The following is a 13,140-nucleotide window of genomic DNA, read 5'->3' as shown; positions in this document are numbered from 1 at the left end:
ATTGCAATGAACCTCGCCCGGTTGAGGAGAAAATGGCGGTCAAATGCGGATTCACAAGAGCCAAATTGTGAAATTTTAGTGGCACTAGAGAGGCCAGAATGCGATGTTGCTTGAAGGTCACAGGGTAATTATTAACCACAACACAAGATTAACTGAATATATACTTTATCTCTTGGAATTAAGACAATTTACCGCACCGGTGTTAATTTTCCTGAAACGATTGAGTGGAACCCGTTTCGCATTCCCGCCGCGCCTCCTATATCCTTGCCGCATGCGACAAATCGAATCGAACGGCAGGACAGGCTTGTGAAGACGCCCTTGAAGACCGCACTGGTGACCGGCGGCGCAAAACGGATCGGACGGGCCATCGTCGAGGATCTGGCTGCCCACGGTTTTGCATTGGCTATCCATGCCAATCGCTCGATGGACCAGGCCGAGGAACTGGCGGACGGGCTCCGCCGGCAGGGCTATGCGGCGACAGCGGTCACGGCAGATCTGACGCGAACTAAGGACGCCGGCGCGTTAATGGCAAAGGCATCCGATGCGCTTGGCCCGATCGGGCTTCTGGTCAACAATGCCTCGCTGTTCGGAAAAGACAGCCTGGATATGTTCGATGAAACGGCCTGGGACACCCATTTTGCCCTGCATGTGAAGGCGCCTTCGCTGCTGGCGCGGGATTTTGCGGCGCAATTGCCGGAGCGAAATGCCGGACTGATCGTCAATATTATCGACCAGCGGGTCTGGGCTCCCAACCCAAGATTTTATTCCTATATGTTGTCGAAGTCCGCCCTTTTAACAGCGACGAAGACAATGGCGCAGGCGCTGGCGCCGTCCATTCGTGTTAACGGCATAGGACCTGGCCCGACATTGCCGAACGACAGGCAGAACGACCGGGACTTCCGGTCGCAGGTGGATGCGCTGATCCTTAAGACAGGGCCGACACTGGAAGAATTCGGCCGGACGATCCGGTTCCTGTTTGATACGCCCTCGGTGACCGGGCAGATGATTGCGCTCGACGGCGGGCAGCATCTGGCCTGGGAAACGCCGGATATTCTGGAGATTGTGGAATGAGCGGGCGCGTGCCCACGGACGGCGGCATTCTCTATGACGAAAACGCCGGCGACGACGAGGAACTGATCGAGACAGAAGATGCGCCTGGACCGGCGCCTATTCTCGACTGGGCGGAAACCAGTGCCATACCCGACGGCCTGCGCGGCGCCGAGCTGATCCAGGCCTTCGTCAAGCGCCTGCCCAACAGCCCCGGTGTCTACCGCATGTTCAACGAGGCTGGCGACGTGCTTTATGTCGGCAAGGCGCGCAACCTGAAAAAGCGTGTCAGCAACTATGCGCAGGGCCGTGTCCATTCCAACCGGCTCGCCAAGATGGTGCGCGAGACCGCGAATATGGAGTTTGTCACGACGCGTACGGAGATCGAGGCGCTGCTTCTCGAAGCCAACCTTATCAAGCGCCTGCGGCCGCGCTTCAATGTGCTTCTGCGCGACGACAAGTCCTTTCCCTATATCCTCGTCACCGGCGATTCCAGGGCTCCGGCGCTCTACAAGCATCGCGGCGCCCGCAGCCGCAAGGGCGACTATTTCGGGCCTTTTGCCTCCGCCGGCGCCGTCGGTCGGACAATCAATTCGCTTCAGCGCGCCTTTCTGTTGCGAACCTGCACCGACAGCGTCTTCGAGACCCGCACACGCCCCTGCCTGCTGCACCAGATCAAGCGCTGCTCCGCGCCCTGCACGCATGAGGTCAGCGATGCCGACTATGCCGAGCTTGTCACCGAAGCCCGGGATTTTCTGTCCGGCAAGAGCCAGGCGGTCAAGGCGACCATCGCCGGGGCAATGAACGAGGCATCCGAAAATCTCGATTTCGAGCGGGCCGCCCTCTACCGCGACCGGCTCGCGGCTCTCTCGCATGTCCAGAGCCATCAGGGCATCAATCCGGCCGGGGTCGAGGAGGCGGACGTCTTCGCCATCCATCACGAGGGCGGCGTGTCCTGCATCCAGGTCTTCTTCTTCCGGACCGGGCAGAACTGGGGCAACCGCGCCTATTTTCCCAAGGCCGATCCGAGCCTGCCGCCGGCCGAGGTGCTGAGCGCCTTTCTGGCCCAGTTCTACGACGACAAGCCCTGTCCGCGGCAGATCCTGCTCTGCGCTCCCGTCGAGGAGCAGGAACTGCTGGGCGAAGCGCTGACCGAGAAGTCCGGCTACAGGGTGTCGATCCTGGTGCCCCAGCGCGGCGAAAAGAAAGATCTGGTCGATCATGCGGTGGCAAACGCCCGCGAGGCGCATGGCCGCAAGCTTGCCGAAACGGCCTCGCAATCGCGGTTGCTCGAAGGGTTTGCCGAAACCTTCAAGCTGCCGCGCGCGCCGCGCCGGATCGAGATCTACGACAACTCGCACATCATGGGCACCAATGCCGTCGGCGGCATGGTGGTGGCCGGGCCCGAAGGCTTCGTCAAGGGCCAGTACCGCAAGTTCAACATCAAATCGACCGAGATCACCCCGGGCGACGACTTCGGCATGATGAAGGAAGTCATGACCCGGCGGTTTACGCGGCTTTTGAAGGAAGAGGAAAAGCCCGACCGGAGCGCCGAGATTGCCGAAGATGCGGGCTTCCCTTCATGGCCCGACGTCATCCTGATCGACGGTGGCCAGGGACAGATGACGGTCGTGCGGTCGATCCTGCGCGAATTGGACATCGAGGATTGTGTCGTGGCCATCGGTGTCGCCAAGGGGGTCGATCGCGAGGCCGGACGCGAACGCTTCTTCCCGCCGGGCCGCGAGGGCTTCACTCTGCCCCCGCGCGATCCGGTGCTGTACTTCATTCAGCGCATGCGCGATGAGGCGCACCGCTTCGCCATCGGCTCCCACCGGGCGCGCCGCAAGAAGGAGATGGTGAAGAACCCGCTCGACGAGATCGCCGGCATCGGGCCAACGCGCAAACGGGCGCTGCTCCAGCATTTCGGAACCGCCAAGGCGGTTTCGCGTGCGGGAATCAACGATCTTTTGTCCGTTGGCGGAATTTCGGAGGCGGTGGCCAGACTTGTCTATGACCACTTTCATGAAGACGGCGCAAAATAATGCGCAATGCAATCCGTTCAGATCGCATTCAGACGAATTCAGCCATCATTGCCGAATAAGCTTTGCATTGGCCTTTCAAGGCCGATACCGTCTCCTTCCGGAATGAACAAATGACCGATGCAGCCACACCCATGTCCAGACCCTCGCTCGTCTACTCCATCCCCAATCTCCTGACCTACGGCCGGATTCTGGCGGTTCCTTTGATCGTGCTCTGCTTCTTTCTCGAAGGACGGCTGCAGAGTTCCGATTTCGCCCGCTGGACGGCGCTTGGCATTTTCGTCGTCGCGTCGCTGACGGATTTCCTCGACGGTTATCTCGCGCGCATCTGGAACCAGACATCCAATATCGGCCGGATGCTCGACCCGATTGCCGACAAGCTTCTGGTGGCGACGGCGTTGCTTCTCATGGCGGCCGATACGGAAAAGACGATCGCCGGATGGTCGCTATGGGCCGCGATCATAATCCTGTGCCGCGAAATTCTCGTATCGGGCCTGCGCGAATATCTGGCAGCATTGAAGGTGAGTGTACCGGTCACGCAGATTGCCAAGTGGAAAACGACGATCCAGATGGTCGCCATCGCCTTTCTGCTGGCCGGTCCGGCCGGCGACAAGATCGTGCCCTATATCACGGAAACCGGCATTGCCCTGCTCTGGGTGGCCGCGGCGCTGACCATGTACACCGGCTACGATTATTTCCGCGCCGGCCTCAAGCATATGATCGACTGATGGCCCGCGTCGATCTCGTCTATTTCGCGTGGGTGCGTGAACGGATCGGCAAGGGAGAGGAAAGCCTTGACCTGCCCGACAGCGTGGTTACGGCAGGCGATCTTCTGGCGTATCTGAAAACCCTGGGCGAGACCTACGAGGCCGCACTGGAGCACGAGAACGTCATTCGCGTCGCCCTGAACCAGGAACACGTCGATCACGACGAACCGATCGCCGGCGCTCGCGAAATCGCGCTGTTTCCGCCCATGACCGGGGGCTGAGGCCTTGACCGTTGCAGTCCGCGTGCAGCGGGAGGATTTCGATCTTGCGGCCGAGGTTGAGGCAATGTCGGCAGGCCGGCAGGATATCGGCGCCATCGTGACTTTTTCCGGTCTCTGCCGCGATGAAGCGGGGACGTTGAGCGCGCTTGAACTCGAACATTATCCTGGCATGGCGGAAGCCGAAATTGCCCGCATCTGCCACGAGGCCGTCAAACGCTTTGACCTTCAGGCCGCCTGCGCCATCCATCGCTACGGCAGGATCGCGCCCGGTGAAAATATCGTCCTGGTGGCCACCGCGTCGCCGCACCGGCAGGCTGCCTTTGACGGAGCAAGTTTCATCATGGATTTCCTGAAGACATCAGCGCCCTTCTGGAAAAAGGAACATGCCGCAGACGGCGAACGACGCGGCTGGGTCAACGCAAAGGATGCCGACGACAGCGCCAGGGACCGTTGGTCGAAAGACTGATCACGGCTGCAGTTTCTCCTTCCGGGTCAGCACCAGAACCAGCACCAGAAACGAGAAAATCGCAAAATCCCGCCAGAGCATCGGGCCATAGGCGCTCCACAGCGTCTCCGCAAAGCCCATCGCCGCCGCCCCTGCTGCGGCCAGCAGCGGCGCCGTTTGCCCGCCGATGGCCGCAATGAACAGGATTTTTACCCCGAAGACGAGACCGGCGCCAAAATCCATCGTACCATAGTAGGACGTCGCGAGAATGCCGGCCAAGGCAGCAAACAGCGCCGACAGTCCATAGGCGGCGACGAAGACCCGCCCCCGGTCGACGCCGCACAGGGCCGCCGCGCCCGCATCGTCCGACACTGCACGCCAGTACCGCCCCCACACCGACCGCGTCAGAAAACCATGCCCTGCGGCGACAACCACAGCCATCGACACAATATTGAGAAGCTGGATCGCCGTCAGTGTCACCGGAAACAGCGGATCGGCCCAGAGAATGACCGGCGTATTGAGAAACGGCGGCAGCCAGAGGCTGCGGGTTTCTGCGGCAATCCGCGACAGTTCCATCAGAACCAGAGCGACGCTCAGCGAGACGACAACAACCGCATTTGCCGACCGCTCCGCCAGCCCGCGCATGACCGAGCGACCGATGAGCAGCCCCGCACCCAGCGTGTAAATCAATGCCGCTGCCGCACCCATCGCCAGGGCCGCGGGAAGCACCAGCCAAAGCCTGTTCCAGCCGAAATCGGAAAACAGCAGGAAGACCTGCCCGGAAAACCCGAACAGCGCACCATAAGTCAGATCTGCCCGCCGCGTGACGGCGAAGGCGATGGAATAGCCGAAGGCCAGCAGCGCATAGAGCGCCGCCACTGGCAGCGCACTGGCAAGTTGCTGAAGAAAATAGGCCATGGGTAATCCGGGTGATGACAAGTTCATTATAACTGGTAAAATGATTTTTACCAGTTAGGATACAGCATGAATTTCTCTTGGACCCCGCATCGTTTCTCCGGCGGCGCATTGGCGCTTGACGTGGCCAACTCCGTGGTGCTGCGCTTCGACGCGGAGCGCAGGATCGACCGATATGCGGACGTGGCGGCACTCGACGATTTTGCTGCGGCCGCTTCAGGGTTCTCCGCGGAAAGGACCCTGTTCGGTCCGCTGTCGCCTGTCGCTGCCCAGAACCGGACGGCCTTTCTTGCACTGCGGGAAGCAGTCGACGCGCATTTTCGCGCGCAGGTGCTGGGGACGTCATCGGCTGGCGGTTTGGCCAATCTGCTCGATGCCACCTCCAATGTCATCCGCCATCATCCGCTGGTACGGTTTCCGATGGATTGTTCCAACTCCGTTGGAGATCGCGGACACTTCCCCCCCTCTGTCGGCGACGCCGACATCTTCCCCTCAAGGGGGGAGATTGCCACCGGCTTTGCGCTCCAGAAGAAAGAAGAACAATCTCCCCGCTTGAGGGGGAGAGGTCACGACGTGACAGAGGGAGGGGAGCTGCCACAAACTCATGATGATCGATCGGCAGAACACCATCCCACGGCTACCCCCCTCGACGCCGCGACAGCCCTGTCCGCGCTGTCGCTGATCACCGTTGCCGAGCCGGAGCGGCTGAAAATCTGCCCCAATTGCACATGGCTGTTTCTGGACCGAAGCCGCAACCGCAGCCGGACCTGGTGCGACATGACGGTCTGCGGCAACCGCGCCAAGGCGAGCCGCCACTACCGGCGTCAGAAGGAGGACACGGCATGAGCCTTGATATGCCGCGTTTCATGCTTGCAGCGAGCCTTGTTCTGGCCGGCACGGCGCTCGCTGCGTGCCAGCGCGAAACCGGGCCGGACCCGCTCGAACTGACGGGCAAGATGTTCATCTTCAATTATCGCCTTGCCTATGCCACCTATTTGATCACACTCAAGAAAACAGAACCGGTGCCAGAAGGAACCGTGGTCACCGCCATTTTCGAAAACCCCGCAGGCGGCGCGCCGCTGAGGCTCGATCGGAAGCTGTTTGCCAAGCTCGACAAGGTCGTACTCGAAAGTCCTGACGTGACCTGCGTCAAGAAAGAACGGCCCTACAGCGTTACCATCGACGTGAAGGGTCCGGACGGCACCGTCCTGCAAACGCTGAAGATGACGGTCACTTCGGATCTTGATCAGGATGTCCTGCCGGCACAGGCCCTCGTCGTCGGTCCGGCCTATGACAAGAACCCCGATATTTTCAAGAACGGAAAGACGCCTAAGCATTTCGAGACGGCGAAGTGCCCGTTTTAGGCGGCCATCAACCGCAGAAATGAAAAAGCCGGAGCGCTGCCGCCCCGGCTTCAATACGGTTTTCAAATCGCTCGGGCCGAAACCCGTGATTTTGAATCAGCCGACGATTTCGGTGTCCGAGAACCAGTACTTGATTTCCTGCGCAGCGGTTTCCGGAGCATCCGAACCGTGGACCGAGTTCTCGCCGATCGACAGGGCATGGGTCTTGCGGATCGTGCCTTCGTCAGCATTGGCCGGGTTGGTCGCGCCCATGATTTCGCGGTTCTTCAGGATGGCGCCTTCGCCTTCCAGAACCTGAACGATGGTCGGGCCGGAGGTCATGCCTTCAACCAGTTCGCCGAAGAACGGGCGCTCCTTGTGAACGGCGTAGAAGCCTTCGGCTTGCCGCGTGCTCATCCAGACGCGCTTGGAAGCGACGACGCGCAGGCCGGCATCTTCGAGCATCTTGGTGATGGCGCCCGTCAGATTGCGTTTGGTGGCGTCCGGCTTGATCATCGAAAAGGTGCGTTCAATCGCCATGTCTCTATTTCCTTGCTTCAAAAAACGGGGTTTTCCGCGAATTTGGCGGTTCAATAGCCGCCAATCCCGTTCAAAACAAGGGGGACAGACCAAGTTTCACGCAGCTGTCACGGAGCGCCCGGCACCGCCATGCAGGTCGAGGCAGCGCTCGAACCAGTCCTTGACGGGATCGCCGTCTTGCAGAAGCGCCTTCGGCGACGTGATGCGTGCCCATTGCAGGGCACCGAAGACGATATAGTCGGCAAAGAGCGGCGTTTCGCCGCCGAGGAAGGGTTGCCGCTTCAGGGTCGTGCGCAACGGTCCGAGCTTCTCCGCCAGGCTGTCCAGCTCCGCCTGCCCGTTTGCCTCAACGAACGCTTCCAGAGTGGTTCCGAGACGTGCCTCGCGGGATGTGCGGAAATAGGTCTGGTCCACCGGGTCCAGCCGGTCATGGATATCGAGGATGATGATACGCATCAGCGTCGTGTGCAGCGTGGTCTGCGACCAGCTTTCGACGAAACGGGCCATTGCCTCGCCGCCCTTGCCTCCGAACAAAGAGGGCCTGTCGGGATAGGCGTGCTCCAGATAAAGCGCGATGTCGAAGCTGTCCTTGACGAGATGCGCACCATCTCTCAGCAGCGGGACCATCGTGGTTGCTTCATTCTCGATGACAGGGATCTCCGTGAAGGCCACCGGGGCCGTGTCGAAATCGAGCCCCTTGTGCTTCAGCGACAAAACGGTCTTCCAGACATGTGGAGAAAAGGGCCGGCTCCGGTCGGAGCCACAGAGGGCGTAGAGAATGCGGGTCATGGGGTTCCTTGGACATGTCCGATAGAGACCATAGTGAGCTGCGGCGGGACAACAATCAAATCAGGAAATTTCATGGAACATATCACCCCGCATGATGGTGTTCTGCGGTAGACTGGGTGACGAATGGAGGAACCCGATGCTTGGCCATTACCGCATGTTTGCCGACTACAACCGCTGGGCAAACCGGCTGGTCTATGAAGCCGCCGCGACGCTGACGGAGGCACAGTATCGCGAAGGCAAAGGCGCATTCTTCGGCTCGCTTCACGCGACGCTCAATCACATTCTGGCAGCCGACCGCATCTGGATGAAACGTTTCACCGGGGCAGGCGACGCTCCGACCTCGCTGGATGCCATTCTTCATGATGATCTTGCCAGCCTGTCCCCGGCACGGGCAGCGGAGGACGACCGGATCATCGCCTGGGTCGGCAGCATTTCCGAAACCGCACTTGCCAGGCGTTTTACCTATACGCCGGTCAGCAATCCGGTTCCCGTGACTCAAAGGCTCGCCCCTGCCCTTTCCCATGTCTTCAACCACCAGACCCACCATCGCGGCCAGTGCCATATGACGTTGACGGCGCTGGGAAACCCGAGCCTCAGCCTCGATCTGGCCTATTTCCTGCGAACGCCCGAGGGGCAAGGCTACGCGGCCTGAAAGATTGCGGGCTGCGGCATCCCGGCAACTCTTGCCTTATCGTGAGACTTCCGCCAAAACGCGGCCATGATCACGCTCACGAACCTTTCCGCCCGCATCGCCGGGCGTCTCCTCATCGACCAGGCCAACCTGGCGCTTCCGGCAGGCATCAAGGCCGGCCTTGTCGGCAAGAACGGCGCCGGCAAATCGACCCTGTTCAAGATCATCACCGGCGACATGGAGGCGGAGACCGGTTCGGTCTCTATCCCGAAGAATGCCCGCCTCGGTCAGGTCGCTCAGGAAGCCCCCGGCACAGAGGAGCCTTTGATCGAGATCGTGCTGAAGGCCGACAAGGAGCGCGAGGCGCTGCTGGCCGAAGCAGAGACCGCCACCGACCCCAACCGCATCGGCGAGATCCACATGCGGCTTGCTGACATTCAGGCGCATTCGGCGGAATCGCGCGCAGCCAGCATCCTGGCCGGTCTCGGCTTCGACGCTGCGGCGCAATTGCGCCCCGCCTCGTCCTTCTCCGGCGGCTGGCGGATGCGGGTGGCGCTGGCGGCCGTCCTGTTTTCCGAACCGGACCTGCTGCTGCTCGACGAGCCGACCAACTATCTCGACCTCGAAGGCACGCTGTGGCTGGAGGATTACATCTCCAAATATCCGCACACGGTCATCATCATCAGCCATGACCGGGACATGCTGAACACCGCAGTGAACGCCATCGTCCATCTGGATCAGCAGAAGCTGACCTTTTACCGTGGCTCGTATGACCAGTTCGAACGCCAGCGTGCCGAAGCCAACGAGTTGCAGGCCAAGGCCAAGGTGAAGAACGATGCGGCGCGCAAGCATCTGCAGGCGTTTATCGACCGTTTCAAGGCGAAGGCCTCCAAGGCCCGTCAGGCACAGTCGCGCGTGAAAGCGCTGGAGCGTATGGGCACCGTCTCGGCCGTCATCGAGGATCATGTCCAGGGCTTCAAATTTCCGGATCCGGAGAAGGAAGCGGCTTCACCGATCATCGCGCTGGAAAGCGGTGCCGTCGGCTACACGCCTGGCAAGCCGATCCTGCAGCACCTGTCGCTACGCATCGACACCGACGACCGCATTGCGCTGCTCGGCTCGAACGGCAACGGCAAGTCGACCTTCGCCAAGCTGATCTCCGGCCGCCTACCGGCCACCGGTGGTTCCGTGCAGACGGCACCGGGATTGAAAATCGGCTTTTTTGCCCAGCACCAGCTGGACGACCTGATCCCGGAACACGATGCCGTCGAGCATGTGCGCCAGCGCATGCCCGGGGCCACCGAAGGCAAGGTGCGCGCCCGCGTCGCCCAGATGGGGCTAGCGACCGCCAAGATGAGCACGCCCGCCAAGGATCTCTCCGGTGGCGAGAAGGCCCGGCTGTTGATGGGGCTTGCCGCCTTCGACGCTCCGAACCTTCTGATCCTCGACGAGCCCACAAACCATCTGGACATCGACAGCCGCAATGCGCTGATCCAGGCACTGAACGAATATAGCGGCGCCGTCATCCTGATCTCCCATGATCGCCATCTGATCGAGGCGACGGCCGACCGGCTGTGGCTTGTCAAGGACGGCACCGTCTCCAACTATGACGGCGACCTCGAGGACTACCGCTCGACCATCGTCCAGAGTTCCAAGACCAAGGGCGGCAAGGGTAAAGGCAATGGCGGCGAGGAGCAGTTGAGCAAGGCCGAGCAGCGCAAGGCGAACGCCGACAAGCGCGCCACCTTCGCGCCGCTCAAGAAAAAGATCAACGATGCCGAATCCTTGACATCAAAACTGCAGAAACAGATTCACAGCCTCGACAAGGAACTTGAAGACCAGGAGATCTACGACAAGTTCCCGGAAAAAGCCGCCGCCAAGGTCAAGGAACGGGCCGAGGTGGTCGCCAAGCTCGCCAGGGCCGAGGAGCAGTGGATGACACTGTCCGACGAATATGAGCAGGCGATGGCGGGGTGATCCGCCATCCTGATTGCGGAAAATCTTTTATCCCAGCTCAAACGTCGTAATGCCGTAAATCTGTCCAAGCGGCAGATCCGGCGCCGGGCCGCGATACATGCGGGCCGTCTCGAAGACCGGTTTCAGATTGTAGCGATCGCAGAGCGCCCTTGCAGCGGTATTCGGCTCGGGGATGTCGATGAAGACCTGATCACCCTCGACACTTGATACAAGCTTGCGGAAGATCAGGTCAGCCCCCGTTTCGGCGTCAGCAAAGAGCGGCCCGATCCTGTGCCCTTCGCGGCAGGCGCGGATGGTGCCGTATCCCTGAACCTCGCCGTTGCGGATCAGAGCGAAGCTCTCGCGGCTGTCTCCTTCCTTCAGCCATTCGCGCAGAAAGGCATCGCGCCTCGCCGGATTGAACCGGGCATCGTAATCGGCAAGCATCGGCACGTGAATCGGGGATATGGACACAAGCTCGGTGCCCGGCGGAACGGAGCACTGAACCGGGCCGCCATAGCGGAAATTGGCATGGGCATAGCCGAAGCCCGACTTGTTGTAGTTTTCCTGTTGCGCCACCACACCGTCGATCCCGATCGTGCGATTGCCGGCCTCCGCGACCGCCGCATGCCAGAGCGCATGGCCGATTCCCTGACCGCGACGATCGGGCCGGGCGAGATAAAACCCGAGGAAACCATAGGCTTCGCCATAGCGGACGAGCGAGATCGCCGCGACCGCGACGCCGTCCTCCTCGCTGACCCAATAGCCGTCGGGATCAGCCGCCCAGAAGGCCGGCGCGTCGTCCAGGCCAGGATTCCAGCCCTCCTTCGCCGCCCAGTCGATCATGGTGTCAAGATCGTCGCGGCTGGCTTTCCGAATGATAGGGGGCATGGCAAAACTTCCGCAAACTTTACAATCGTCACGCCCTATCTATGGTGACTATTCAATTGTTCAAATCGGAATATTCAAATGCCGCTCTATGTCCGCGACGAAAGCGTGAACGATCTGGCCATTAAGGCGCAGCGCTTGATGAAAACCAAAACGAAAACGGAAGCGATCCGGATTTCGCTGGAGCGCGCTATTTCCACTGAGGAAAATCGCCCGCCGCTGATGGAGCGGCTCAAGAAAATACAAGATGAGTTCGCCGCCTTCGAACCCAGGGACCGTGATTTTGACCAAAAGGCTTATCTGGACGAAATTTGGGGCAATGACTGATGTCCGTCGATAGCTCGGCGACTATCGAATATCTTCTCGGCAGCCGCAATCCGAAATGGTTGCTGACGGCATTAAAAGCGCCGACACCCGCTTTTGTTTTTCCTGTGCGGCATGCAAGTCGGCGCATGTGTCGATGCTCTATGTCGGCGACGACTTCTCGAAAACGGATTTGGGATAAGGACCCCGCACCGGACAGCTTGCCCGCCTTTTTGTTTCTGATACAAAGCCTGCGCATAAAGTCATACAAATCGAGCGAAACACCATGAGCCCCATCCATATCTCGATCGTCGGCGTCGGCAAGATCGTGCGCGACCAGCATCTCCCCGCCATCGCGAAAAATGCCGACTACCGGCTGATCGCCGCCGCCAGCCGTCACGGGGTGGTCGATGGCATCGACAATTTCAAGTCGATCGAAGCAATGCTGGAGGCCGTTCCGGCAATCGATGCCGTATCCCTTTGCATGCCGCCGCAGTACCGCTACCAGGCGGCGCGGGTCGCGCTGGAAGCCGGCAAGCATGTGTTTCTCGAAAAACCGCCGGGCGCTACGCTGAGCGAAGTCGCCGATCTCGAAGCCCTTGCCGCCTCGAAGGGTCTGTCGCTGTTTGCCAGCTGGCACTCGCGCTATGCGCCAGCCGTCGAAGCGGCAAAGGCCTTCCTCGCCTCGACCACGATCAACAGCGTCCAGGTGATCTGGAAGGAAGACGTGCGCCACTGGCATCCGAACCAGGACTGGATCTGGGCCGCCGGTGGTCTCGGCGTCTTCGATCCGGGCATCAACGCCCTTTCGATCGTCACGCATATCCTGCCAAACCCGCTGTTCATCACGTCCGCCACGCTCGAATTCCCGGAAAACCGCGACGCCCCGATCGCCGCTTCGATTGCCTTCACCGATGCGAGGAATCTTCCAGTCTCCGCCGAGTTCGACTGGCGCCAGACGGGTCACCAGAGCTGGGACATCGTCGCCGAAACCGAAGCCGGCCGCATGGTCCTTTCCGAAGGTGGCGCCAAGCTGTCGATCGACGGAAGCCTCGTGCACGACGAACCGGAACAGGAATATCCGGCGCTATACGCCCGTTTCGCCGAGATCATCAAGGCGAAGACATCGGACGTGGATCTGGCTCCACTCAGGCATGTGGCGGATGCGTTCATGCTGGGGCGGCGCAAGTTTGTGGATGCGTTTTTCGATTGATGAGTGGGGCCATCCCTCCGTTGCAACGCACACAGGAGGCAAC

General features: G+C 60.6%; 14 protein-coding genes and 1 pseudogene. 11 read left to right on the top strand and 4 right to left on the bottom strand.

Going from position 1 to position 13,140, the window contains the following annotated elements:
* Positions 1-306 precede the first annotated feature (306 nt).
* From PY308_RS08610 to PY308_RS08590, 5 genes are all read left to right on the top strand, one after another.
* The gene (locus PY308_RS08610; protein WP_275790215.1) at positions 307-1,071 is read left to right on the top strand and encodes an SDR family oxidoreductase; all 765 of its coding nucleotides are present in this window, start codon (positions 307-309) and stop codon (positions 1,069-1,071) included.
* Positions 1,068-3,089 carry an excinuclease ABC subunit UvrC gene (gene uvrC / locus PY308_RS08605; RefSeq protein WP_275790213.1) on the top strand — a complete coding sequence of 674 codons (2,022 nt, stop codon included), beginning with the start codon at positions 1,068-1,070 and terminating at the stop codon, positions 3,087-3,089. The genes PY308_RS08610 and uvrC overlap by 4 nt, the downstream gene beginning before the upstream one ends.
* A gap of 110 nt (positions 3,090-3,199) precedes the next feature.
* Positions 3,200-3,814, top strand: a complete 615-nt coding sequence (gene pgsA, locus PY308_RS08600) for a CDP-diacylglycerol--glycerol-3-phosphate 3-phosphatidyltransferase (protein ID WP_434064216.1) — start codon at positions 3,200-3,202, stop codon at positions 3,812-3,814.
* Entirely contained in the window at positions 3,814-4,074 is a 261-nt protein-coding gene (moaD, locus tag PY308_RS08595) for a molybdopterin converting factor subunit 1 (RefSeq protein ID WP_275790210.1), read from the top strand. The genes pgsA and moaD overlap by 1 nt, the downstream gene beginning before the upstream one ends.
* A 4-nt stretch (positions 4,075-4,078) precedes the next feature.
* A complete protein-coding gene (locus PY308_RS08590; RefSeq protein WP_275790208.1) occupies positions 4,079-4,540 on the top strand; it encodes a molybdenum cofactor biosynthesis protein MoaE in 462 nt (153 codons plus the stop codon).
* On the opposite strand, the gene PY308_RS08585 is transcribed toward PY308_RS08590, so the two are convergent.
* On the bottom strand, positions 4,541-5,437 hold the full coding sequence (locus tag PY308_RS08585) for a branched-chain amino acid ABC transporter permease (RefSeq protein WP_275790205.1): 897 nt from the start codon (positions 5,435-5,437) through the stop codon (positions 4,541-4,543).
* Between the two features lie 636 nt (positions 5,438-6,073).
* Between PY308_RS08585 and PY308_RS08580 the strand changes: the two are divergent.
* Positions 6,074-6,280: pseudogene (locus PY308_RS08580) on the top strand (CGNR zinc finger domain-containing protein); the annotation flags it as partial.
* Between the two features lie 20 nt (positions 6,281-6,300).
* Complete coding sequence (locus tag PY308_RS08575) at positions 6,301-6,798, top strand: hypothetical protein (RefSeq protein ID WP_434064248.1); 498 nt, start codon at positions 6,301-6,303, stop codon at positions 6,796-6,798.
* 96 nt (positions 6,799-6,894) lie between these two features.
* Here the strand turns inward: PY308_RS08575 and ndk are convergent, their stop codons facing one another.
* Both ndk and PY308_RS08565 read right to left on the bottom strand, forming a co-directional pair.
* Entirely contained in the window at positions 6,895-7,317 is a 423-nt protein-coding gene (gene ndk, locus PY308_RS08570; protein WP_264219311.1) for a nucleoside-diphosphate kinase, read from the bottom strand.
* Positions 7,318-7,413: 96 nt separating this feature from the next.
* Positions 7,414-8,106: a glutathione S-transferase family protein gene (locus PY308_RS08565; RefSeq protein ID WP_275790199.1), complete on the bottom strand. Its 693-nt coding sequence runs from the start codon at positions 8,104-8,106 to the stop codon at positions 7,414-7,416.
* Positions 8,107-8,242: 136 nt separating this feature from the next.
* Between PY308_RS08565 and PY308_RS08560 the strand changes: the two genes are divergently transcribed.
* A complete protein-coding gene (locus tag PY308_RS08560; RefSeq protein WP_275790197.1) occupies positions 8,243-8,758 on the top strand; it encodes a DinB family protein in 516 nt (171 codons plus the stop codon).
* A gap of 66 nt (positions 8,759-8,824) precedes the next feature.
* Positions 8,825-10,714, top strand: coding sequence for a ribosomal protection-like ABC-F family protein (gene abc-f, locus PY308_RS08555; RefSeq protein WP_275790194.1), 1,890 nt, complete (start codon positions 8,825-8,827; stop codon positions 10,712-10,714).
* A gap of 27 nt (positions 10,715-10,741) precedes the next feature.
* On the opposite strand, the gene PY308_RS08550 is transcribed toward abc-f, so the two are convergent.
* On the bottom strand, positions 10,742-11,584 hold the full coding sequence (locus PY308_RS08550; protein ID WP_275790191.1) for a GNAT family N-acetyltransferase: 843 nt from the start codon (positions 11,582-11,584) through the stop codon (positions 10,742-10,744).
* Between the two features lie 78 nt (positions 11,585-11,662).
* Between PY308_RS08550 and PY308_RS08545 the strand changes: the two genes are divergently transcribed.
* Both PY308_RS08545 and PY308_RS08540 read left to right on the top strand, forming a co-directional pair.
* Positions 11,663-11,908 (top strand): type II toxin-antitoxin system VapB family antitoxin, encoded by a 246-nt coding sequence (locus tag PY308_RS08545; RefSeq protein ID WP_275790188.1) that lies wholly within the window; start codon positions 11,663-11,665, stop codon positions 11,906-11,908.
* A gap of 262 nt (positions 11,909-12,170) precedes the next feature.
* Positions 12,171-13,097 (top strand): Gfo/Idh/MocA family protein, encoded by a 927-nt coding sequence (locus PY308_RS08540; protein WP_275790185.1) that lies wholly within the window; start codon positions 12,171-12,173, stop codon positions 13,095-13,097.
* Positions 13,098-13,140 lie beyond the last annotated feature (43 nt).

Origin of the sequence: Pararhizobium gei, from assembly GCF_029223885.1 — a bacterium.
Taxonomy (GTDB): Bacteria; Pseudomonadota; Alphaproteobacteria; order Rhizobiales; family Rhizobiaceae; genus Pararhizobium; species Pararhizobium gei.
This window is presented reverse-complemented; position numbering and strand designations above follow the sequence as displayed.

Excerpts from the sequence above, each read along its gene's own strand:
- PY308_RS08540 (WP_275790185.1), top strand. The coding sequence starts at position 12,171 with ATGAGCCCCATCCATATCTCGATCGTCGGCGTCGGCAAGATCGTGCGC.
- PY308_RS08575 (WP_434064248.1), top strand. The coding sequence starts at position 6,301 with ATGCTTGCAGCGAGCCTTGTTCTGGCCGGCACGGCGCTCGCTGCGTGC.
- moaD (WP_275790210.1), top strand. The coding sequence starts at position 3,814 with ATGGCCCGCGTCGATCTCGTCTATTTCGCGTGGGTGCGTGAACGGATC.
- PY308_RS08565 (WP_275790199.1), bottom strand. The coding sequence starts at position 8,106 with ATGACCCGCATTCTCTACGCCCTCTGTGGCTCCGACCGGAGCCGGCCC.
- abc-f (WP_275790194.1), top strand. The coding sequence starts at position 8,825 with ATGATCACGCTCACGAACCTTTCCGCCCGCATCGCCGGGCGTCTCCTC.
- PY308_RS08550 (WP_275790191.1), bottom strand. The coding sequence starts at position 11,584 with ATGCCCCCTATCATTCGGAAAGCCAGCCGCGACGATCTTGACACCATG.
- pgsA (WP_434064216.1), top strand. The coding sequence starts at position 3,200 with ATGACCGATGCAGCCACACCCATGTCCAGACCCTCGCTCGTCTACTCC.
- PY308_RS08585 (WP_275790205.1), bottom strand. The coding sequence starts at position 5,437 with ATGGCCTATTTTCTTCAGCAACTTGCCAGTGCGCTGCCAGTGGCGGCG.
- uvrC (WP_275790213.1), top strand. The coding sequence starts at position 1,068 with ATGAGCGGGCGCGTGCCCACGGACGGCGGCATTCTCTATGACGAAAAC.
- PY308_RS08545 (WP_275790188.1), top strand. The coding sequence starts at position 11,663 with ATGCCGCTCTATGTCCGCGACGAAAGCGTGAACGATCTGGCCATTAAG.
- ndk (WP_264219311.1), bottom strand. The coding sequence starts at position 7,317 with ATGGCGATTGAACGCACCTTTTCGATGATCAAGCCGGACGCCACCAAA.
- PY308_RS08560 (WP_275790197.1), top strand. The coding sequence starts at position 8,243 with ATGCTTGGCCATTACCGCATGTTTGCCGACTACAACCGCTGGGCAAAC.